Genomic DNA, 20,902 nt, shown 5'->3' with positions numbered 1-20,902 from the left:
ATCATGCGAGGGCGGGGCCCGGAGGCGCGCCGGGGCGGCATGACGCGACCACCCCGGCCTCTTCAGCCGGCGGCGAGGACCAGCGCGACCCGGTCGGCCGCGGTGGTGACGTCGTCGGCGGCGGCGATCCGCTCCGCCCACGACCACCAGTACCACCAGCCGTCCGCGCCCTGCTCCGCCAGGATGTTCTCCGTGAGGGCGGACGCGTCCGGATTCAGCACGTGCAGGCTCGGAGACTGGCCGCGGGGCAGGGTGAGACGCACCCGGAAGCCGCGTTTGACCAGCTCGTCGCCGAGTTCTTCCAGATATTCGATCCGCGTCCTCGAAGGCGCGGCGGTTCCCGTTTCGTCAGGCGTCATCCTCAGTTCCTCACGGACTCCGCGCGGCCCGACGAGAACTCAGCCTCCCGCTTCACCCGCCCGTGTGCAAGCACATGCACGTCGAGCCGGTCAGCCGGGTGGCGGCGGTTCACGGCCGAGGGGCCGCGACCGGTACGGCGGTGGCAGGCGGCCCGCGTTTCGGAGGTCCACGGCACCCTATCCGGGATATCTTGCGCATAGCACACGAGCCGGAGTATGGGGGCGACGATGACGGTTGGTGCGGGCGCGGACCAGGGGGCCACGCCGGTCACCGGTGTGGAGCCACCCGGCGGACCGGGAACCGGCCAGGGTCCGGGCGGCGGGCCCGGGAGCGGGGCGGGCACCCGGCCGGCATCGGGCGTGGCGACGTGGCACCGGTTCCACTACGCGGTCGGCGTGTTCCTCATCGCCTACGGCGTGACGGGCCTGGCCAGCGCCGTGCTGCTGTGGGGCGACCGGCAGGACGAGATCGAGGGCTACTTCGGGTCCGCACCCACGGCGGCCGTCCTGATCGCGGTCAAGGTGATCGAGCTGGCGCTCGTACTCTCCGCCGCCGTGGGGGTGGCGCTCCGCCGGGACATGCTGTTCGTGCCGCCGCTGGCCGGCTGGATGGCCGGATTCGCCATGTTCGCCGTCCTGGACGTCTTCACGGCCAGGTGGGGCGGGCTGATCGAGCACCTGCTCTACATGGCGGCGTTCGTCATCCTGCTGTTCCTGTCCTATGGGCTGAGCGCGAAGGCCCAGCTCGCCGGCGCGCCGAAGGACGACGGGGACGGCTCGTCCGGCGGCGGGCCGCGCCTCACCCGGACCCAGGAGTTCGCCCTCCAGGCGATCAACCGGGCCGCGGCCCTGACCGGTCCGCGGCCGCGCCCCGGAGGTCCGCACTGATCTTGGCAGATGTTGCCCTTGGTGGGTCCCCCGCCCGGTGTCACGTTGTGGCTCATGAGAGCCCGAAAACTGGTGTGGCCACTGGCGTTGGCCGCGTCCCTCGTGTTGCCCGCGTCGCTCGCCGCGCCGGCCGCCGCGCAGCCCCCCGCCGCGCCCGCGGCCGGCTGCGACCCAACGCGGACCGAACCGGTCTACCAGGGCAAGGTCCCCTCCCCTGAGCAGGTCCTCGGCTTCGAGCTCGGCGAGCGGCCGGTCAGCGCCGCCGAGTCCGACGAGTACCTGGAGACGGTCGCCGCGAAGAGCGAGCGCGTCGTGTCCGGGACGCTCGCCACCTCCGCGCAGGGGCGTCCGCTGAAGTACGCGATCGCGGGACGTCCCGCGCTGATGTCCAAGGCGGGGCTCGCCAAGGTGCGGCGGGAGGCCGGCCTGCTGCGCGACCCGCGCACACCCGATGCGCTGGCCGAGTGGATCACCAAGCGCGGCGTGCCGATCCTGTGGGTCAGCGGCAACGTCCACGGCAACGAGCCGAGCGGCACGGACGCGGCGCTCAAGGTGCTGCGCGGCCTCGGCGACCGCGAGGACTGCGCCGCCAGGGCGATCCTCGACAACGCGCTCGTGGTCGTCCTGCCGATGCAGAACCCGGACGGCCGCGAGGCCGGGACCCGCCAGAACGCCTACGGCTTCGACATGAACCGCGACTGGTTCGCGCGCACCCAGCCGGAGACCGACGGCAAGCTGGCGATGCTGAACGAGTACCCGCCGGCGCTCTACATCGACGCGCACGAGATGGGCGGGACGTCGTACTTCTTCCCGCCCAACGCCGACCCGATCTACCACGAGACGCCCGAGCAGGCGATCGGCTGGATCAACGGCCTGTACGGCGCGTCGATGGCCGCCGAGTTCACGCGGCGGGGCATCGACTACTTCAACCGCGACGTCTACGACCTCTTCTACCAGGGGTACGGGGACTCGGTCCCGACGAGCGGGTTCCACGCCGCCGGGATGACGTTCGAGAAGGGCAACGACAGCCCGTACCCGGAGAAGGTGACGGAGCAGTACCTCACCCAGTGGGTGACGCTGTCGGCGGCGGCGCGCAACCGGCACCGCGTCCTCACCGAGTGGCGCCAGATGACCGTGGACGCCCACGACCAGGGCAAGGCGGGCGAGCTGGAGCCCAACCAGATCTACAACCCGCCGAACGAGGTCGTCCGGCAGGTGCCGGACCGCAAGGTGCGGCACTACTTCCTGCGGGCGGACGACCCGGCCAAGCGCGAGGAGGTCCGCACCGTCGTGCGGAGGCTCCAGCGGATGGGCGTGCGCGTAGAGAAGCTCGTCCGGCCGCTGACCGTCCCGGACTTCAAGCCGTACGGACGTTCCGAGGCCGGGACGACGCTCCCCGCGGGCACGTACTGGGTCTCGATGGCTCAAGGCCGGAAGCACTGGATCCAGGCCATGCTGAACGAGGACTCCTACACGCCGTTCCCGTACTTCTACGACGTGACGGCGTGGAGCCTGCCGCTGCTGGCGAACGTGACCGGCGGGTCGTCGGGCGCCGTCCTGCGCCAGCGGGCCGTCCCGGTGCGGACGCTGCCCGCGCCGCGCCCCGGACATGAGGGCGAAGCGCCGAAGATCGGCATCCTCCAGCTCTCGGCAACGTCGTCGTCGGCGCGGGAGTCGGCCGGCTGGCTGCGGCACCGCTTCGACCGCGACTGGAAGCTGCCGTTCACGCTGCTGACCCCGGCGGACGTGGCGGCGGGCGAGCTGGCGGGCGTCGAGGTCCTGGTGACGCCGGACGGCCCGGTGTCGTCCGCCTACGACGCGCTCGGCGACGCCGGGCGGACCGCGCTCCAGGAGTGGACGCGCGGCGGCGGCCGCTACATCGGCTGGCAGGGCGGCACGCAGCTCGCGGCGCGGCTCGGCCTGACGACCGCGACGCTGTCGGAACCGACGTCCGACATTCCCGGCTCGCTGTTCCGCGTCAAGGTGGACGAGGACGGCCCGCTCGCCGAGGAGGTCGGCGGGACGGTCTGGAACTTCACGGCCTACGACCTGGTCATGAAGGCGTCCAGCGGCGTCGCCGCGGCGTACCCGGACGCGGATTCACCCGACTGGTTCGTCTCCGGCTTCGAGCGCGGCGCGGCCGAGCTGGGCGGCACCGCCGCGGTCGTGGACCAGCCCGTCGGCGAGGGACGGTCCGTGCTGTTCGCGGCCGAACCCAACTTCCGTGCGCTGACGGACGGGACGGCCAAGCTGCTCTACAACGCGATCCTCGGCCCGGACCCGGAGAAGGAGGCGGCACCGCGGGCGGGCGCCACCGCAGAGGCGGCGGAGCGGGCGGCGGCGCTGCCGTCGCACGAGTCGCCGATCCGCGTCTCGGTGCAGGCGGGCGACGCGGCCGAGGCGGCGTCGGTCCTGCGGTCGGTCGGCGCGAGGTGGGCCGAGAGCCGCAGCGGCGGCGTCGTCCACTACGTGGTCGACAACCCGCGCGGCCTGCCCGCGGACCACCACCCGTTCGCGCGGCGGCTGCCGGCCCTCATCGAGAAGGCCGGGATCACCCCGGTCGCCGTCACCCTCCCCTGACCGATTCGTTCGATCTGCGGCGTGTCACCCTGACACCGCCGGCCGCCATGAGGGCGACACGCCGCAGATCAACGGCGGACGAGCCAGGCGACGGCCGTCATCGTGCCCGGCGGGATCTCGGTGAAGCCGCCGTCGCGGACCGCGACCGTCGCCTGCTTCACGCAGCGGCGCCACGGCACGTCCCTGACCAGGTGGACGCGGGCGCCGCCCGCGACCCACGCCGCCACGTCCCCGCCGCGGCCCTGCCGCAGCAGGAGTTGCGCGGCGTGCCCGCACTGGGCGGCGGCCTTGCCGGTCGTGATCGTCACGTCCGGGTTGAGGGCGATCGCGGCGTACGGCGGTTCGGGCGGCGGCCCCGGCTCCTCCTCGTCCGCCAGGTCCAGTCCGGCGACCTGGAGCCTGGCCAGCTCCGGCGGGACGTCCGCCACGGGGCCGGGCGGGAACGCCCGCACCTGAGCGCCCGCGTGCTCGACGGTGACGCCGTCGAGCGCCTCCGCGGCCGGCCAGCGGACGCCCCGCGCCCGCCGTGTCACCTTCCGGATGCGGCGCGCCTCCCACTCGCGGACGGCATCCCGCCACTCGCCGCCGGGCTCGGCCGCCCGCGGGTCCGTGAGCAGCACGGCGACCGCGGTGGCCGCCGCCTCGCAGACCGCGCCGTGATTGGGCGGATCGGCCTTCTCGGCGCGTACCACCAGCTGCATCGCCCATGGCGGATCGTCGAGGGGGTCATGGTCAGGTCGCACGCATGGAGTATTCCAAACCCGTTCCGGCTTTCCGGCAACGGATGTGGGTACTGCAACTCTTGTCGTCTCCCGGACGTCATTCCTGTTACGGGCTGGACGGTCCTCGCCGCACGGGGCGAGGGGGCACGGCGGAGGAGTCGGGTCGGAGGTCACCGGTGACCAGTGGCGCGTGGAGCGATTCCATACCGGGAATCGGAACGTTTTTCGTCGGCATCGACGTAGCCCCGGGCCGTTACCGATGCGACGACGGCAAGGGCGGCTGGTGGGTGCGCTTCACCGGGCCCGGCGGCGGCGACCCCGTGGGCTCCTGGCCGCTGCCCGCCGGCCCCACCGAGATCGAGATCGCGCAGACCGACTTCGCGTTCGAGACGCACGTGTCCACCTCCTGGCGGCGGATCGCGCCGCCCCGCGCCCCCGGGGACGGCTCGCCCGCCGAGCCGCGGCCGGTCGCCGACCCCTCGCTGCGCGCCGAACTCGACACGATCGTCGCGCGCCGCCGGCCGCTGCTGTGGCTGGCGCCCCTGACGGTCCTCGGCCTCGGCCTGCTCGGCTCCCCGCTGCTCGGCTCGCTGTGGCTGGTCGGCCTCGGCATGCTCGCGGTCCTGGTCGCGCTCGGCACCCCGTCGGTCTCGCTGGACCTGCGGCGCGCCCGCGAGCTCGAACGCCGCCGCGACCGCTACCTCACCCCCCAGGACCTCGACGACGACGGCCGCGCGATGCTGGCGCGCGTCCAGGCGGCGGTCGACGCCGTCCGCGACTCCGAGGTCAACCGGGAGGGCCTGCTGGACGCGGTCGACAACGCGGTCACGCTGCCGCGGCAGGAGTGGGAGATCGCGCAGGTCCTGGCGAAGCAGTCGAGGCTGCGCACCTTCCTCCAGCCCCCACCCACCACCATCCAATCGACGAGCTCCGCTCGAACGCCCAAATTCCAGCCCCCACCCACCACCATCCAATCGACGAGCTCCGCTCGAACGCCCGAGCACGCGGATCCGGCGGACGGCACCGCGCTTCCCGAGGTCGAGGCGGCGCTGCGTCCGCTGCGCGACAAGCTCGACATCTCCGTCGAGGCCGTGACGCGCCGCGTGGAGGCGCTCGAACGCTACGCGGAACGGGCCAGATCGGCGGACGAGGTGCTGCGCGCCCAGCGTCACCTGGAGGCCATCGCGGAGAAGGCGCACGAGTACGACGAGCTGATCGCCGACACCGTCCGCGACGACCTGGCTCTGCCCGCGATCGAGCGGCTGACCGGGCAGGGCGACGAGCTCCTGCGGACCCTGCGCGAGCGGCTGGCGAAGGCGGCGGAGGCCGGCGGCGAACTCCCCCCGCCGTCCTAGACGCGCTGGAAGGTCAACACCGACGGGGCCGACGACTCCACGTTCGGCCACGACATGACCTTGCGGGGCGGCGCGGCGATCGACCCGAACGCCGGGTTCAGCCGGCGAGGGTGCGGACCTGGTCGCGGGAGGCGAAGAGTTCGGCGCGCATGCCGGTTTCGCGGGCGGCGAGGACGTTGCGTTCGCTGTCGTCGAAGAAGAGGACGTCGGCGGGCTTGACGCCGAGGCGCTCGGCACAGATCTCATAGGCGCGCGGGTCGGGCTTGGCGACGCCGATGCGGCAGGAGTAGGTGAGCGCGTCGAACCGGGCGAGCCAGGTGCCGTGGCGGGCCTCGAACCGGGGCACGAGGTCGCTGATGATGTTGGACAGGAGCCCGAGCGTGCGTCCCTCGTCGGCGAGTTCGTGGACGAGGTCGACCATGGTGTCGTCCACCTCCGTCCAGCTGTCCAGGTCGGCCTCGACGAGCGCGGGGACGTCGGGGAACGCCGTGCCGAGGAGGCCGGCGACGTCCGCCCAGTAGGCGGGGCTCTCCTGGCCGGCGTCGTAGGCGGGCCGGCAGGACCAGTAGGCGTCCCAGAACGAGGGCCCGGCGACGCCGGCGATCTCCTCGATCCGCCGGACCGCCTCGGGGGCCTGGGTGCGGGCGATGACTCCGTACAGGTCGAAAACGATCACATCGGGCATGTGCCGAGCCTATGCGGATACGGGCCCGCTACCCGTAGCAAGCGCTTGGTGCGCGACGTACTCTTGGGGCGGTCGAACGAGCAAGCGGTTGGGCGACACGGCATAATGAGAGGGTGACGACCACGAGCGCCAATTCCGGACGACCCAGGACTCGCGCCGGCGGCGAGGGCGGTGCCCGCCGCCGGGGCAAAGGCTCCGCAGCCCTGGCGTCGCAGCGGCGCGAGCACCTGGTCAAGCTGGCCGCGGAGCTGTTCGCCGAGAAGGGCTTCCAGGCCACCACCGTCCGCAACATCGCCGATGAGGCCGGCATTCTTTCCGGCAGTCTTTACCACCACTTCGACTCCAAGGAGTCGATCGTCGACGAGATTCTCGCCAGCTTCTTCAACGAGATCATGTCGGCGTACCAGGCGGTGCTCGACGAGCGCGGGAATCCGCGCGACACCATCGCGGGCCTCGTCCGCGCCGCGTTCGGCTCCCTGGAGCCGCACCGGGCCGCGATCACCGTGATGCAGAACGACTGGAACTACCTCAAGGGGATGGACCGCTTCTCCTACCTGACCAAGTCCGAGGACGAGGTCGAGAAGATGTGGGTGGACACCCTGAGCGCGGGTCAGAAGGACGGGCTGTTCCGCGACGACGTCGACCCGAAGCTCACCTACCGGATGGTCCGCGACACGATCTGGGTCGCCGTGCGCTGGTTCAAGCCGGGCGGCAAGCTGGACGCCCAGGGCCTCGCCGAGCACTACCTCAAAGTGATGTTCGACGGCATCAACCTCCACTAGCCGCCGACCGGCGCGCGCCTTCGCGGCGGTGCGGGACGGGCTGCGTCCGGACGGGCCCTGAGTCGTGCGCCCGTGGCCGGGGAGCGCGGTCGTCCGGCGGACGCCGGGATTCGGCCCGCCGAATACATCTATTGGAGCACATCCGGCGCGGTATCCCACTGTGCACGTCCCCTTACCGCCATAGTGTGCTTAGTCACTATTTGCCGAGTAGGGGTGACGCTTTGGCCCGTGGGGACGCTGTTACTGACGAGATCTACGGGGGGAGGGCGACATGACGGCTCAACGGGGCGCCGCCGGTCGCGGCGAGCCCACGCCCGCGGCCATGCGCGCCGCCACGGCGCGCGGCCTGCAGGAGCAGTTCCCTGGGGTGCGCGTCTGGTACGGCGAGGCCACCGGGTCCTGGTGGGCCATGGTGCCGCTGCGCCACGGTCCGCGACTGCTGGAGGCGCCGTCCCCGCAGCAGCTCCGCGACGAGATCATGAGCGTCCGGAGCCGCGGCTGACGTTCACGCCGCACACCTGGGACCGTTCCGGTCTTCCGCCCGGCGCCGCTCACGCGCCGCCCACGATGCCGCCCGCCGGGAACGGGGCGCGATCCGTCCCCGGAGGGCGTCTTGGGAAACTAACCCGAAACCCGTTCTACGCACAAGCGCTTGCTCGGTTTGTGTCTCCCCGTCACACCCCGCCTACGTCTCGTACTGGACGGACGCGCGCTCCGCCATGATCGGCGTGATGTACTGCTCGACCACCGCGCGGTGGGACGGGTGGTCGCGGTAGGCCAGATAGCCGTCGCGCGAGGCGAAGTCCGCGACGACGGCGAAGTCGTGGGCACCGGGGTTGACGCCCGCGTCGACGCCGAGGCTGAACCCCCGGATCTCCTCGATGACGCCGGGCAGCTCGCCCAGCTTCTCCGCGACCTCGTCCTGCTGGCCGGTCGTCGTCCCCTCGGCCCACCTGAACAGCACCACGTGCCGGAAACCACTCATGTCGGCACGCTATCGGCGGCGCCACCGGATCGGACGCTCCCCCGCTCAGACGCCGCCGAGTTCGGCCGCCGTGATCGCGCCGAGCTCCCAGCACGCCTCCAGATCCGCCTTGCCCGGCTCCCCGATCACGACCACCGGCGGCTGGACGGCCTTCCACTTCAATCCCGTGGTAATGGACTCAAGAGCGCGCAGCGCACCGGTCGCGTCGTTGTTGCCGTGCAGGAACGCCCCGTACGGGCGGCGGACCGTCTCCTCCAGGCACGGGTAGTAGATCTGGTCGAAGAAGTGCTTGACCGCCCCGGAGAGATAGCCGAGGTTGACCGGCGAACCCAAGAGGCAGCCGTCCGCCTCCAGCACGTCCACGGGGGACGCCGTCAGCGCCGGGCGGGACACGACCTCCACACCCTCGACCTCATCGGTGGACGCCCCGGCCCGCACCGCTTCGAACATCGCCTGGACGGACGGCGACGGCGTGTGGTGAACGATCAGCAGCCTCTTCATCTCCACGAGACTAACCGTGGCCGAGGCGGCACGGCCGGTGGCGCCTCCCGGCTTCGAAACGGCCGGGCCGGGTATGGCCGTTCAAAGGATCTTGGTGGTGCGGGCCAGCGGAGGTGTCCTTCGTGCGAGCAGGCGATTCACCCTGGGGAGACGACCCCCCGGCCCCCCGGGCGAAGACGGATTCACCCTGGGGAGACGACCTCCCACGTCCCCGCGCGGTGGCGCCCGGTGGGCCGGACCGGCCGGTGTGGCCGCTCGCGCTCGCCACGATGCTCGTCGCCGGGCTGATCGCGGCACCGGCACTGACGGACTCCCCGAAGTGGCTCGGCCGGCCGGCCGGTCTCGTGACGGGCGGCCCGGTCGCCCCCGTCCACGCCGTGGCCCTCGGACTCGCCCTCGCGCTGGTCGCTCGCGGTGTCCTGCTGCGCCGCCGCGCCGCCTGGTACGCCCTTGTCGTCCTGGTCCTGCTCGGCCTGCTCGCCTCGCTCGCCGAGGACGGTGCGGTCGCCGATGACGGCGTCCTCGCCCTCGCGGGCGTGCCGTGGCGGGCGCCGCTGCTCGCCGCCGCCCTGGGCGGGCTGTGGCAGGCGCGCGACCGGTTCCCCGTCCGCCCCCACCCCGAACGGGTCCGCGCGGCGGCGAAGACCGGCGCGCTCCTCGCCGTCGCGTCCGTCGGCTGCTCGCTGCTGTTCGGCGGCGTGTCCGTCCGGTCGGTCGGCCAGGTCGCGGGCGGGCTCGGCGCCACCGGCACGCCCATCGACGGCGCGTCCTGGCTGCCGGGCACCCTCGGCCTGGCGGGCGCGGCCGGGCTCCTCGTCATGGTCATCACGCTTCTCGCGCCCGCCCCCGCTCCCCCATCCGGCGGCGAGGCGGACCGCCTGCGCGTCGCCGACCTGGTCGCCCACCCCGGCTCGGACACCCTGGCGCCGTTCGCCCTGCGCCGCGACAAGGCGTACGTGTTCAGCGCGGACGGGCGGGCCGCGATCGGCTACCGGGTGCTGTTCGGGATCGCGGTGGCGGGCGGCGACCCGGTCGGCGACCCCGCCTCGCACGCCTGCGCGGTCAGGTCGTTCCTCGCGCGGTGCCGGACGGCCGGCTGGCGGCCCGCCGTCCTCGGCGCGAGCGACGGCCTCCTCCCCGTCTGGGGGCGCCTCCGCTCGATCGGCTACGGCGACGAGGTCATCGTCCGCCCCGAGGAGTTCACCCTGTCCGGACGCCGGATGCGCAACGTCCGGCAGGCGGTCCAGCGCACCGTCAACGCGGGCGTCACGTCGCAGATCGTCCCGGAGCGCGACCTCACCCCCGGCCTGCGCGAGCGGTTGCTGGACGTCGCGTCCCGCTCGCTCGGCGGCGCGGCCGAGCGCGGCTTCGCGATGAACCTGGACGAGCTGCTCACCGGCCACCATCCCGGAGCGATCGTCGCGGTCGCCTACGACGGGGACAAGGAACCCATCGCCTTCCAGAGGTACGTCACCGCCGGCGAGGGCGTGAGCCTGGACGCGATGCGCCGCGTCCCCGGCGGCCCGAACGGCGTCCACGAGCGGCTCATCGTCGAAATGATCGAGTACGCGTCGCGCCGCGGCCACGGCGTCGTCTCCCTGAACTTCGCCGCGTTCCGCCGGCTGCTGGACGCCGCTGAGCGCACCCCGCTGGAACAGGCCGGCCACCGCGCCGTGCATCTGCTCGACCGGTGGATCGCGGCCGAGTCGCTCTACCTCTTCGACCGGAAGTTCAGGCCGTCCTACAAGCCGCGCAACGTCGTCTTCCGCTCCTGGTTCGACGTCGTGTGGCTGGCCGCCGCCCTCGTGACCCTGGAGTTCGGACGGGCGTCGCTCGCCGCGGCGCCGACGGCTCGCGGTTCCGAGCTCGGTACCGCCTTCGCACGCGACCGCAACGCGTGAGGCCGCCGCCCCACGCGGAGTCCTAGAACGTGATTCTATAGAGGTCTCCGTTGAAGGGTCGACGCATGAGCACTGTGCAGGGTCACTGCGATCCGGCGTTCGCCGGCGTCCGCGAGGTGTTCGAGGAGAACTTCGCCGCGGGCCGCGAACTCGGCGCAGCCGTCGCCGTCTACGCGGGCGGCCGCAAGGTCGTGGACCTGTGGGGCGGTGTCGCCGACCGCCGCAGCGGGCGGGAGTGGCTGGCCGACACCCCCTGCTTCGGGTTCTCCTGCACCAAGGCGGTGACGGCCGCCGCGGCGCTGCTGCTCGCCGAGCGCGGCGCCTACGAGGTGGACGGCCCGGTGACGGACTGGTGGCCGGAGTTCGGCGCCGAGGGCAAGGAGGGCACGACGGCCGCGCATCTGCTGACGCACCAGGCCGGCCTGCCCGCGTTCGCCCGTCCCGTGCCTGCGGAGGAGGCGGCGGACCCCGCGGCCCTCGCGGGCGAGCTGGCCGCGCAGAAGCCGGAGTGGACGCCCGGTGAGGCGCACGGCTACCACGCGCTGACCTACGGCTGGCTGGCCGGCGAGATCGTCCGGCGCCACTCGGGCAGGACGGTCGGCGCGTTCGCCGCAGACGAGTTCGCCCGCGACCTGGACCTGTGGATCGGCGCCCCCGACGAGGCGATCGAGCGTGCCGCGAAGATGACGGCGGCGCGCCCCGGGCAGGGCGGCGGCCGGCAGGACGGCGCTCAACAAGGCGAGGCCCGGCGGGGCGGGGCCGGCTCCCCCAAGAAGGCGGACAACGACCTCCTGACCCGGCTGGCGGCTGCGTACACCGACCCCCAGAGCACCATGAACCGCTCGCTCAACAACCCGCACCCGGGCAAGGGCGGCTACAACAACCCGGTCGTGCTGCGCGCCGGCTGGCCGTCCGCCGGGATGCTCGCCACCGCGCCCGCGTTCGCCGCGTTCTACCGCGACCTCGTCGCGGGCCGGATCCTGCGCCCGGAGACGCTGCGGGACGCGATCCGCCCGAGGGTCGCCGGCCCGGACCGGACGCTGCTCATCGACAGCGCGTTCGGCCTCGGCTTCATGCGTCCCGCGCAGTCGTTCTTCACCCCGGCGGCCGGACGGGAGTCCGCGTTCGGGCACACCGGCGCGGGCGGCTCGATCGGGCTCGGCGACGCCGAGGCCGGGCTCGCGCTCGCCTACCTGCCGAACCTGATGGGCGACATGGTGTCCGGGGACCTGCGCGCCTACCGGCTGACGGAGGCCGTGTACGCGTCCGTGTCCTGAGCGGGTGCGCCGATCGCGGACAATACGGTCATGGAAGTGCGCGAGCTGCATGCCTGGCCGTCCGGTCCCGAGGAGGCCGAGGCGATCCAGGACCGGCTGCGTCCGCTGCTCGAACTGGACGTTCCCGGCCCGGCGCGGCCCCGCACGGTCGCGGGGCTGGACGTCTCGTACGCGGGGGACGGCGGCGGCGCCGGGACACGCCTGGCCGCCGCCGTGGTCGTCCTGGACGGGACGAGCCTGGAGGTGCTCGAAGAGTCGGTCGCCGTCGGCACGGCCGCGTTCCCCTATGTCCCCGGCCTGTTCGCGTTCCGGGAGCTGCCCACGCTGCTGAACGCGCTGCGCGATCTGCAGACCGTCCCGGACCTGCTCGTCTGCGACGGCTTCGGCGTCGCGCACCCGCGCCGGTTCGGGCTGGCCTGCCACCTGGGCGTCCTGACGGGCCTGCCGGCGATCGGCGTCGGCAAGACCGCGTTCGTCGGCGCCCACGAGGAGCCGGGGCGGCGGCGCGGCGACGCGAGCCCTCTGGTCGACGGCGGCGAGACCGTGGGGCGGGTGCTGCGGACGCGCGACGGCGTGAAACCGGTGTTCGTGTCCGTCGGCCATCGCATCGACCTTGATACGGCGTGCCGGAACGTCCTCGCCCTCACACCCGAATACCGCCTGCCGGAGACCACGCGCCGGGCTGACCGGCTGTCGCGCGACGCCCTCGCCGGGTAGCGCGTCCCCCGCGAAGATGGCAGTCTCGTCACGAAGCAGACGGAGACACCCCAGGTCACCCGCGACACCGCTGGACGGTGCCCATGGACACCCGGCCGATGCGGGCCGACGCCCGCCGCAACTACGAGCGACTGATCGCGACGGCCCGCGCCGCCTTCATGGAACACGGCACGGGCGCGTCGCTCGACGACATCGCCAAGCGGGCGGGCGTCGGCTCCGGGACGCTGTACCGCCATTTCCCCACCCGCGACGCCCTGCTGCACGCCGTCCTGCACGACCGGATCGACGGGCTGCTCGCCCACGCCGACGAGCTGCTGGCCGAGCCGGCGCAGGACGCGGCGACCGAGGCGCTCGACGCGGAGGCGGCGCTGGGCCGCTGGCTGCGCACCTACCTGGCGGGCGCGGCGACGCCGCGCGGTACCTCAACCGTGATCATCCAGGCCATGTCGGCGGAGTGGGCCGGCACCGGGCTGGGCGCCGCGGCCGCCTCGATCTGCGACGCCCTGGGGCGGCTGCTGGGCAGAGCCCAGCGGGCGGGCGCGATCCGCGCCGAGATCGACCCGCGCGACCTGCTGCGGATCACCAATGCGATCGGCGTCGCGTCGGAGCGCACCTCCGATCCCGGCGCGTACGCCGACCGGATGCTCGCGCTGCTCTTCGACGGCCTGCGCACGAGGTAGCCCCACCTTGTTCCATCAACCAAGCGTTCGCTAGGTTTGCTGGCGATGGTCACCGGCGACGAGGAGCGTTGATGGGGCAGCTTGACGGCAAGGTGGCGCTGATCACCGGCGGTGCGCGCGGCATGGGCAAATCCCACGTCCGCCGGTTCCTGGACGAGGGCGCCAGGGTCGTGTTCGGCGACGTCCTGGAGGACGAGGGCGCGAAACTGGCCGCCGACCTCGGAGACGACGCCCGGTTCGTCCGGATGGACGTGTCGAAGGAGGACGACTGGCACAACGCGGTGGAGACCGCGACGTCGGCCTTCGGCGCACTGCACATCCTGGTCAACAACGCCGGCATCATCAGGCACAAGACCATCGAGGAGATGTCCGTCGACGAGTTCCGCCAGATCCTGGACGTGAACCTGATCGGCCAGTGGCTCGGCGTGAAGTCCGTGACCGCCGCGATGCGCGAGGCGGGCGGCGGCTCCATCGTCAACGTGTCGTCCACCGAGGGCTTCATCGGCGCGTCCGGGCTGGCCGCCTACAGCGCCAGCAAGTTCGGCATCCGCGGCCTCACCAAGGCGGCCGCCCGGGAACTCGGCAAGTACGGCATCCGGGTGAACTCGATCCACCCCGGCGGCGTCCTGACGCCCCTCTCCCTCCAGGACGACGTCGTCTCCGCCACCGCCGACAGCGCCGACGCGTTCCTGAAGGCCCTCCCCCTCGGCCGCATGGGCAAGTCCAAGGAGGTGTCCGGCCTGGTCGTCTACCTGGCCTCGGACGACTCGTCCTACTGCACGGGCAGCGAGGTCCTGGTCGACGGCGGCATGCTCACCGGCGCGGGCTACTGACGCGGATCGCCGAACACGGCGGGCCGCCGGTACGGGCTCAGCCCGCCGCACCGGCGGCCCGCCGCGCTGTCAGGGACGCCTTTCGACCCACCCCTCGACCGCCTCCAGCTGGGCGGCGAGCGAGATGAGCGTCGCCTCGTCGGAGTCGTGCCCGAGAAGCTGCGCCCCGACCGGGAGCCCTGCCTTCGTGAACCCCGCGGGCACGTTCACGCCGGGCCACCCCAGCACATTCCACGTCCAGGCGTAGGGGCACACCGCGGCCACACCGGACTGCGTCTTCTGATAGCCGACCCCATCGAAGGCGCCCACCTTCAGCGGCGGCTGAGCGGTGGTCGGGGTGAGCACCACATCCGCCGCCTGGAAGATCCGCCCGACCTTCCTGCGCAGGTAGGGGTCCATCCTCTTGGCCAGCGGAAGGAGCCGCTTCCCGGCCAGCCGCCCGATCCGCGCCTCGACCTCCGTCCGGTGCTCCGGCCGCGGGTTCGGCATGGCGTCGAGCATGTCGGCCACCCCCGCCGTCCCCCGCGGGATGAGCCCGAGCCCCACGAGCCCGTAGTCGGGATCGGCGGGAAAGACCTTGTGCCCCAGATCCGTCAGCCGCCTCGCGAGCCGCTCGACGGCCCCGCGGATCTCCGGGTCGAGTTTCCCGCTGACCCCGAACGCCGTCCTGAAGGAGACGGCGATGCGCAGCCTCCTCGGCTCCCTCTTCGCGAACTCCGCGAACGGCGTCACCGGCGGATCGATCTGGTACACGTCCTCGGGGTGGCTTCCGCTCAGCACATCGAGCAGGAGGGCGGCATCATGGACGCTCCGGGCGAGCGGCCCCCACACGGTGATCCCGTTGAACGGATCGGTGTGCGGATACCCGGAAACGCGGCCCCGCTGCGGCTTGATGCCGACCAGTCCCGTCCACGCCGCCGGGATGCGGATCGACCCGGCCCCGTCGGACCCCACCGCCCCGGCGACCATCCCCGCCGCCACGGCCGCCGCCGAACCACCCGACGACCCGCCCGGCGTGTAGGCGGGATTCCACGGGTTCCGGGCGACCCCGAACCCGGGCGACTCGCTGAAGGGCCACAGCCCCACCTCACAGGTCGTGGTCTTCCCCACGATGACGGCACCGGCGGCCCGCAGCTTGCGCACGACCTCCCCGTCCCGCGCCGCGGGCCGGTGATCGCCTTCCACGGCGAACGGCGTGGTCTCGCCCGCCAGATCCGTGTCGTCCTTGATCGCGACGGGCACCCCGAGCAGCGGCAGCCGCTCCCCGTCCCGGAGACGCTTGTCGGCGTCCAGGGCCTCCTGCCTCGCCGCCTCGTCCCGCACCACCCGGAACGCCCCGAGCGACTCGTGCCGCCTGATGCTCTCCAGACTCTCTCCGACCAGTTCGCTCGAGGACACCTCGCCCCTCGCCAGTGCTTCCGCCTGCCCGGCCAGCCCCAGCACCACGCCGCCTCCCCAGGTATCGTTCGTTCGAACGAACGATACAGACCGCGCCGATTTCAGGGAAGACTGTCCATCAATGAGCGCCCGCGACCAGATCCTCCGAGCCACCCTGCGCCTCATCGGCGAGCAGGGCATCGGCGCCGTGACCAACCGGGCCGTCGCCCGCGCGGCCGGCGTCTCCCTCGGCTCCCTCACCTACCATTTCCCCAGCCAGGAGGACCTGCTCCGCGAGGCGCTGCACACATTCGTGGACGACGAGATAGCCCGCATAACCGCCTACGTGACCACTCTCACCGAATCCGGAATGGCCCCCGTGGACGCGGCGGACGAGGTCGAAAAGGCCGTCGTCGGCTTCGCGTACGGCCCCGAGCAGATAGCGAACCTGGAACTCCACCTGCACGCCGCCCGCGACCCCGCCCTCCGCGAGACCTCGGCGCGTTCCGTGGAGGCCTACGACCGCCTGGCCACCGCCATCCTCACCGCCCTCGGCATCCCCGACGCCGAAGGCCACGCCCCCGCGATCGTCGCCATGCTCTACGGCCTGGCCGTCCGCCGCCTCGCCACCGGCGACACCGCCGCCACCGGCACCGCCGAAGCCTTCCGCCTCCTTCTCCTGGGCGCCCTCCCCCGGTCCTGAAAAGGCTTCTGGCCCGCACGGCCCCAGAGCGGGGTTACGGGGCCGTGCGGGCCAGAAACCTGTCTCAATCAGGAACCTCAGTCGGAACCTCAGCCGACGTTCGCTCTGCTCTCCGCCTGTGCACCTCCGCCGTCTCTTCGATCTGACACCCGTAACGCTAAGCCGCCCCGCCCCCCAAGAGAACGCCTTTAAGCCTCACTTAGGGAACCGCTGAGCAAGCCTTATTCGGGGGCGGTCAGGGGCGTTCGGGGAGGGGCGCAAGGCTTGGTCGGTAGACGGGTGGTGTCCCAGTGGCCCAAGCCGGGGCCGGGTGTCCGGAAGACCAAAAAGAGTCTTCGTTACGTTGCGTCAACATTATCTGACTCTGGGTAGTCAGAGGATGCACGTCGGACCGACCTGGAGGAAGCAGATGCATGTAGGGGTAAAGCTCGGCGCCGGCCTGGCCGCCGCCGTCCTCGCGGGAGGCACGCTGAGCGGGGGTGCGTTGGCCGCCGCCGAACAGCCGCCGCCGAACCCGGAGAACGTCCAAGCTCCGCAGGAGGAGGGGCGCGGGCCGGGCGCGATCATGGTGGGGCCCAAGGGCGCCGCCGAGGCGATGGAGCGGCTCGGCCAGGACCGGGCGCGCAGCCGCTGGTGCCACGGGAAGGTCCTCCCCGAGAACGGACTGAACGTCCGGACGGGGCCGGGCCTCGGGTACCACAAGGTAACCGCCCTGGAGTACGGGACCCGGGTCAGGACCGACTGGGACACCATTGAGCGCCGGGACGGATATCTGTGGGTGAGGATGAAGCCTCACCGCTGGATCGCCGACTACAAGATCGGTCACGGCAACGGCAAGTGGTACGTGAAGTACTTCGACTGCTGACGCCTGGGCCAGGGACCGGTGTCCATCGACGTGATGGGCACCGGTCCCGCCGTTCATCCGGCCGGAATCGTCCGGGTCGACGAGGCGGTCACGACGCCGCCCTCCGCCGCCTCACGCGCCCCGGACGCCGATGATGTACGAGCTGGGCGCCGTCGGGACGTTGCCGCTCGCGCGGATGGCGAAGACGGCGATGAGGGCGGCGACGACGAGGCCGACGACGCCGATGAGGCCGGCGGCCACGTACTGGGAGCGGCGGGGCTCGTACGGGGAGCGGGGGCTCTTCATGCCCGTCAGGCTAGGAGCGCGCCGGGACGTCTTCTCCGCCGTTAAGGCGGATTTAAGTTCCGGCTATGCCATCGGCGCGAAGAAGCCGGAGACGCGACTGCGGCGGGCCGGGCGGGCCGCGGCGAAGCCGCGGGAGTGGCGCGGCCGCTAGGTGCGGGAGTGGCGGCGGCGGACGAGGCGGCGGGAGCGCCGGGCGGGCGGCAGCCACTTGGTCCGGAACCACATCTGCACCTGGGCGCCGCCGAGGACGCTGCGGTGGATGCGCAGGTAGCCGCCCGTGGACTCGGCGGCGCGGCGGGCGATGTCGAGGCCGAGGCCGGTGGATCCGCCGCTGCTGCTGCCCCGCTCCAGCGCGGCGTCCGGGTCGGCGATGCCGGGGCCCCCGTCGGCGACGAGGATGCCGGTGACGCCCTGGCCCTGGTGGAGGGTGACGGCGAAGCCGGTGCCCTCGGACGTGTGCCGGAAGATGTTGCCGAGCAGCGCGTCGACGGCGGCGGCGAGTTCGGTTCCGGGCAGCGGCAGGGGCGCGGGCCCGTCGGCGCCGATCAGCTCGCAGGAGCGCCCCTCGTCCTCGGCGAGGACGGACCAGAACGAGACCCGGTCGCGCAGCACCTTGCCGGCGTCGCAGCTGCCCCGGCCGGTGGGCCGCCGGACGGTGCGGATGATCTGGTCGACCTCGCGCTCGATGCGGTCGACGGCCTCGCGGGTCTGGTCGGCGACGGGCCCGTCCCCGAGGGCCTCGGCGTTGAGGCGGAGCGCGGCGAGCGGCGTGCGCAGCCGGTGCGACAGGTCGGCGGCCATCTCCCGCTCGGCGGACAGGAGCTGGACGACGTGGTCGGCCATCGCGTTGAACGCCAGCCCGGCCTCGATCAGCTCGGGCGGGCCGTCCGGCTCGATGCGGATCGACATCTGCCCCTCGCCGAACGCGCCGGCGGCCTCGGCGAGCCGGCGGGTGGAGCGGATCATGCGGTTGCCGAGCCGGTCGGCGACGGCGACGGACCCGGCGACGAGCGCGGCGGCGACGGTCGTCATGACGAGCCACGCCTGCCACACGCCGCGCGACAGGTCCTCGTCGGGCAGGAAGACCTCGACGACGGCGGTGCGGCCCGCGTCCAGCGACACCGGCTGCAGCAGCGCGTATCCGCCGTTCACGCGGGCGGTGTAGGCGCGTCCGCGCCGCCCGGCCTCGGTGAGCTGCTCGGGGCGGGCGCTGAACTCGCCGTGCCCGTTCCTCGGGACCAGCCCGCCGTCGGGCATGTGCACGGTCATCCGGCCCGCGGCGCCGGCCTGCGTGCTGGCGACGGCGCGTTCGAGGGCGGCGGGGTCCTCGGTGACGACGAGGACGGGGCCGAGGGCGCTGGCCTGCCGTTCGGCGGTGGTGAGGGCGCGGTCCCGGGCGATCTCCCGGACGGTCAGCGCGAGCGGGATCAGGAACGCCAGCGCGACCATCGAGGTGACCGCGAGGGACACCAGGACGAGCGTCTTCCTCATGACCGCGGATCGGGCTCGGCCAGCCGGACCCCGACACCGCGCACCGTGTGCAGGTAGCGGGGGGCGGCGGCGGTCTCGCCGAGCTTCCGGCGGAGCCAGGACAGATGGACGTCGATGGTCTGGTCGTCGCCGTAGGCCTGCCGCCACACCTCGGCGAGCAGTTCGCGCCGCGCCACGACCCGTCCGGGGCGGGCGGCCAGGTACGCCAGCAGGTCGAATTCGCGGCGGGTCAGTTCGAGGTTCTCGCCGTCCAGCAGGGCCTCCCGCCGGTCCAGGTCGATGTGCAGGCCGCCGACGCTGAGCTCGGCGGTCGGCCCGGACCGCGCGGACCTGCGCAGCACCGCCGCCAGCCTGGCGCTGAGGTGTTCGATGGAGAACGGTTTGATGAGGTAGTCGTCGGCGCCGGCGTTCAGCAGCCGGACGATCTCGGGCTCGTCGTCGCGTGCCGTCGCGATGATGACGGGGACGTCGGAGATGCCGCGGAGCATCTTCAGCACCTCGGCGCCGTCGAGGTCGGGCAGCCCGAGGTCGAGGACGACGACGTCGGGAGGCGCCTGTGTGACCTCGCGCAGCGCGTCCATCGCGGTCCCGACGCTACGTACCACATGTGACCGGGCACTCAGTTCCCTGATCAAGGCGGTCCGGACATTCGCATCATCCTCGACCACCAGAACACTCGCCATGGCGGAACCGTATGCCACCATGTGCCCATGCGTCGCGCGATGTCGTATGTTGCCCCGTGGGCCGGGGTGACCGCGCTCGCGGTGGCGCTCTCCTGGCTGGGAGTACGCGGCGTCGTCCGCGGCGCGGTGTCGGAGAGGTCGGCGCCGCCGCCGATCGCGGGCCCGATCATCCACTCCAGCCCGCCGGTCCCGACGACCATCGGCCCGCCGACCTCGCGGCCCGGCCAGCCGGCCGCCGAGGACAGGGTGCCGAAGCCGTCCAAGTCCCCGAAGGCGCCGCCGGGCGGCCACGAGGAGGACGACCCCGCCCCGAAGCCGCCCGACAACGTCCGCAGCTACGCCACGCGCGGCGGACGCGCCGCCATGTCCGTCGAGAAGCACCGCGTGCGGCTGGTGTCGGCGACGCCCAACCCGGGCTACGAGACGCGCGTGACGCAGGCCGACGGATGGCTCCGCGTCGACTTCCTCAACGACAAGCACACCTCGTCGGTCATCGCCACCTGGCACGACACCGACCCGGCGGTCAAGGTCTACGAGTACTGACGCGCGCCGCGGCCCCGCCGCCGGCGGGTGTTACGCGGCCGGGCCGAGGTCAGTGCTGCGACGTGACGAAGCGCGTGGGCATGATGAACATCGCGGTGGCCTCCACCGTGACGCGGCCGTCCGGTCCCGTGATGCTCCCGGACGCGTGGACCTTCCGTCCCTCCACACGGCTGAACCGCGCCTCGACGACGAGCGGGACGCCGAGCGGGGTGGGGCGCCGGTAGCGCAGCTCCAGCGTCGCGGTCATGCCGGGCGTTCCGGAGGCGGCCGCGGCCATGCCGAGTGCCTGGTCGAGCACCATCGCGGAGACGCCGCCGTGCACGTACGACGGCGGCCCCTCGTACAGGGGGCTGAGGGTGAACTCGGCGCGGACGGTGCCGTCCGGGGTGACCTTCAGGTCGACCGGTGGCGCGAAGGGGTTGAGGGTCCCGTTGACGGGGTTGGCCGTGTGCCGCTCCATGATGCCTTCGCTGGACGTGACGTACGGCGGCGCGCCCCTGCGCCCCACCGCGAGCCGGGCGGTCAGCGCCTCGATCTCGTCGGCCACCGCGGCGGCCTCCGCTGCGCCGGCTCCGGTGAGCACGGCCGCCTCGGCCAGCTCACGAACCCGGGCGGCGAGGGCGGCCCGCGCCGTCACCTCGTCGTCCCCCAGTTCCTGCCGTTCCATCGGCATCGCGCTCATGCGGCCCT

At 72.8% G+C, this 20,902-nt stretch carries 23 protein-coding genes; 13 read left to right on the top strand and 10 right to left on the bottom strand.

What is annotated here, in order from left to right; all coding sequences use genetic code 11:
- Positions 1 to 62 precede the first annotated feature (62 nt).
- Positions 63 to 359 (bottom strand): hypothetical protein, encoded by a 297-nt coding sequence (locus ACGFK0_RS08640; RefSeq protein ID WP_392901921.1) that lies wholly within the window; start codon positions 357 to 359, stop codon positions 63 to 65.
- A 228-nt stretch (positions 360 to 587) separates the two neighbouring features.
- On the opposite strand from ACGFK0_RS08640, the gene ACGFK0_RS08635 reads away from it, so the two are divergent.
- Entirely contained in the window at positions 588 to 1,247 is a 660-nt protein-coding gene (locus ACGFK0_RS08635) for a hypothetical protein (RefSeq protein WP_392901919.1), read from the top strand.
- Between the two features lie 54 nt (positions 1,248 to 1,301).
- Positions 1,302 to 3,827 carry a M14 family zinc carboxypeptidase gene (locus tag ACGFK0_RS08630; protein ID WP_392901917.1) on the top strand — a complete coding sequence of 842 codons (2,526 nt, stop codon included), beginning with the start codon at positions 1,302 to 1,304 and terminating at the stop codon, positions 3,825 to 3,827.
- 68 nt (positions 3,828 to 3,895) lie between these two features.
- Here ACGFK0_RS08630 and ACGFK0_RS08625 read toward each other — a convergent pair whose 3' ends face one another.
- Positions 3,896 to 4,570 (bottom strand): hypothetical protein, encoded by a 675-nt coding sequence (locus tag ACGFK0_RS08625; RefSeq protein ID WP_392901915.1) that lies wholly within the window; start codon positions 4,568 to 4,570, stop codon positions 3,896 to 3,898.
- 155 nt (positions 4,571 to 4,725) lie between these two features.
- Here ACGFK0_RS08625 and ACGFK0_RS08620 point away from each other — a divergent pair, with 155 nt between their 5' ends.
- Positions 4,726 to 5,904, top strand: a complete 1,179-nt coding sequence (locus ACGFK0_RS08620; protein ID WP_392901913.1) for a hypothetical protein — start codon at positions 4,726 to 4,728, stop codon at positions 5,902 to 5,904.
- A 97-nt stretch (positions 5,905 to 6,001) separates the two neighbouring features.
- On the opposite strand, the gene ACGFK0_RS08615 is transcribed toward ACGFK0_RS08620, so the two are convergent.
- A complete protein-coding gene (locus ACGFK0_RS08615; RefSeq protein WP_392901911.1) occupies positions 6,002 to 6,589 on the bottom strand; it encodes an HAD family hydrolase in 588 nt (195 codons plus the stop codon).
- 113 nt (positions 6,590 to 6,702) lie between these two features.
- Between ACGFK0_RS08615 and ACGFK0_RS08610 the strand changes: the two genes are divergently transcribed.
- On the top strand, positions 6,703 to 7,371 hold the full coding sequence (locus ACGFK0_RS08610; RefSeq protein ID WP_392901909.1) for a TetR/AcrR family transcriptional regulator: 669 nt from the start codon (positions 6,703 to 6,705) through the stop codon (positions 7,369 to 7,371).
- 271 nt (positions 7,372 to 7,642) lie between these two features.
- Positions 7,643 to 7,873 (top strand): hypothetical protein, encoded by a 231-nt coding sequence (locus tag ACGFK0_RS08605; protein WP_392901908.1) that lies wholly within the window; start codon positions 7,643 to 7,645, stop codon positions 7,871 to 7,873.
- A 183-nt stretch (positions 7,874 to 8,056) separates the two neighbouring features.
- On the opposite strand, the gene ACGFK0_RS08600 is transcribed toward ACGFK0_RS08605, so the two are convergent.
- Both ACGFK0_RS08600 and ACGFK0_RS08595 read right to left on the bottom strand, forming a co-directional pair.
- Positions 8,057 to 8,356 carry a Dabb family protein gene (locus tag ACGFK0_RS08600; RefSeq protein WP_392901906.1) on the bottom strand — a complete coding sequence of 100 codons (300 nt, stop codon included), beginning with the start codon at positions 8,354 to 8,356 and terminating at the stop codon, positions 8,057 to 8,059.
- 45 nt (positions 8,357 to 8,401) lie between these two features.
- Positions 8,402 to 8,857, bottom strand: a complete 456-nt coding sequence (locus tag ACGFK0_RS08595) for a flavodoxin family protein (RefSeq protein ID WP_392901904.1) — start codon at positions 8,855 to 8,857, stop codon at positions 8,402 to 8,404.
- Between the two features lie 245 nt (positions 8,858 to 9,102).
- Here ACGFK0_RS08595 and ACGFK0_RS08590 point away from each other — a divergent pair, with 245 nt between their 5' ends.
- The 5 genes from ACGFK0_RS08590 to ACGFK0_RS08570 all read left to right on the top strand — a co-directional run bounded on the left by ACGFK0_RS08590 (position 9,103) and on the right by ACGFK0_RS08570 (position 14,265).
- Complete coding sequence (locus tag ACGFK0_RS08590; RefSeq protein ID WP_392901902.1) at positions 9,103 to 10,758, top strand: bifunctional lysylphosphatidylglycerol flippase/synthetase MprF; 1,656 nt, start codon at positions 9,103 to 9,105, stop codon at positions 10,756 to 10,758.
- Positions 10,759 to 10,823: 65 nt separating this feature from the next.
- Complete coding sequence (locus tag ACGFK0_RS08585; protein WP_392901900.1) at positions 10,824 to 12,035, top strand: serine hydrolase domain-containing protein; 1,212 nt, start codon at positions 10,824 to 10,826, stop codon at positions 12,033 to 12,035.
- Positions 12,036 to 12,065: 30 nt separating this feature from the next.
- Positions 12,066 to 12,752 (top strand): deoxyribonuclease V, encoded by a 687-nt coding sequence (gene nfi, locus ACGFK0_RS08580; RefSeq protein ID WP_392901899.1) that lies wholly within the window; start codon positions 12,066 to 12,068, stop codon positions 12,750 to 12,752.
- Between the two features lie 83 nt (positions 12,753 to 12,835).
- Positions 12,836 to 13,432: a TetR/AcrR family transcriptional regulator gene (locus ACGFK0_RS08575; protein ID WP_392901897.1), complete on the top strand. Its 597-nt coding sequence runs from the start codon at positions 12,836 to 12,838 to the stop codon at positions 13,430 to 13,432.
- A gap of 71 nt (positions 13,433 to 13,503) precedes the next feature.
- On the top strand, positions 13,504 to 14,265 hold the full coding sequence (locus ACGFK0_RS08570; protein WP_392901895.1) for a glucose 1-dehydrogenase: 762 nt from the start codon (positions 13,504 to 13,506) through the stop codon (positions 14,263 to 14,265).
- A 69-nt stretch (positions 14,266 to 14,334) separates the two neighbouring features.
- Here the strand turns inward: ACGFK0_RS08570 and ACGFK0_RS08565 are convergent, their stop codons facing one another.
- Positions 14,335 to 15,711, bottom strand: coding sequence for an amidase (locus ACGFK0_RS08565; protein ID WP_392901892.1), 1,377 nt, complete (start codon positions 15,709 to 15,711; stop codon positions 14,335 to 14,337).
- 73 nt (positions 15,712 to 15,784) lie between these two features.
- Here ACGFK0_RS08565 and ACGFK0_RS08560 point away from each other — a divergent pair, with 73 nt between their 5' ends.
- Both ACGFK0_RS08560 and ACGFK0_RS08555 read left to right on the top strand, forming a co-directional pair.
- Positions 15,785 to 16,345 carry a TetR/AcrR family transcriptional regulator gene (locus tag ACGFK0_RS08560; RefSeq protein WP_392901890.1) on the top strand — a complete coding sequence of 187 codons (561 nt, stop codon included), beginning with the start codon at positions 15,785 to 15,787 and terminating at the stop codon, positions 16,343 to 16,345.
- Between the two features lie 409 nt (positions 16,346 to 16,754).
- Positions 16,755 to 17,210: an SH3 domain-containing protein gene (locus ACGFK0_RS08555; protein ID WP_392901888.1), complete on the top strand. Its 456-nt coding sequence runs from the start codon at positions 16,755 to 16,757 to the stop codon at positions 17,208 to 17,210.
- Positions 17,211 to 17,321: 111 nt separating this feature from the next.
- Here the strand turns inward: ACGFK0_RS08555 and ACGFK0_RS08550 are convergent, their stop codons facing one another.
- From ACGFK0_RS08550 to ACGFK0_RS08540, 3 genes are all read right to left on the bottom strand, one after another.
- Positions 17,322 to 17,495 carry a hypothetical protein gene (locus tag ACGFK0_RS08550; RefSeq protein WP_392901886.1) on the bottom strand — a complete coding sequence of 58 codons (174 nt, stop codon included), beginning with the start codon at positions 17,493 to 17,495 and terminating at the stop codon, positions 17,322 to 17,324.
- A gap of 147 nt (positions 17,496 to 17,642) precedes the next feature.
- On the bottom strand, positions 17,643 to 18,986 hold the full coding sequence (locus tag ACGFK0_RS08545) for a sensor histidine kinase (RefSeq protein ID WP_392901884.1): 1,344 nt from the start codon (positions 18,984 to 18,986) through the stop codon (positions 17,643 to 17,645).
- Positions 18,983 to 19,669 (bottom strand): response regulator transcription factor, encoded by a 687-nt coding sequence (locus ACGFK0_RS08540; RefSeq protein ID WP_392901882.1) that lies wholly within the window; start codon positions 19,667 to 19,669, stop codon positions 18,983 to 18,985. Before ACGFK0_RS08540 ends, ACGFK0_RS08545 begins: the two co-directional genes overlap by 4 nt.
- Positions 19,670 to 19,708: 39 nt before the next feature.
- Between ACGFK0_RS08540 and ACGFK0_RS08535 the strand changes: the two genes are divergently transcribed.
- Positions 19,709 to 20,212: a hypothetical protein gene (locus tag ACGFK0_RS08535; RefSeq protein WP_392901880.1), complete on the top strand. Its 504-nt coding sequence runs from the start codon at positions 19,709 to 19,711 to the stop codon at positions 20,210 to 20,212.
- A gap of 49 nt (positions 20,213 to 20,261) precedes the next feature.
- On the opposite strand, the gene ACGFK0_RS08530 is transcribed toward ACGFK0_RS08535, so the two are convergent.
- Positions 20,262 to 20,894 (bottom strand): PaaI family thioesterase, encoded by a 633-nt coding sequence (locus tag ACGFK0_RS08530; protein WP_392901878.1) that lies wholly within the window; start codon positions 20,892 to 20,894, stop codon positions 20,262 to 20,264.
- Positions 20,895 to 20,902 lie beyond the last annotated feature (8 nt).

Source organism: Spirillospora sp. NPDC048823, assembly GCF_043198445.1.
Classification (GTDB): domain Bacteria; phylum Actinomycetota; class Actinomycetes; order Streptosporangiales; family Streptosporangiaceae; genus Spirillospora.
This window is presented reverse-complemented; position numbering and strand designations above follow the sequence as displayed.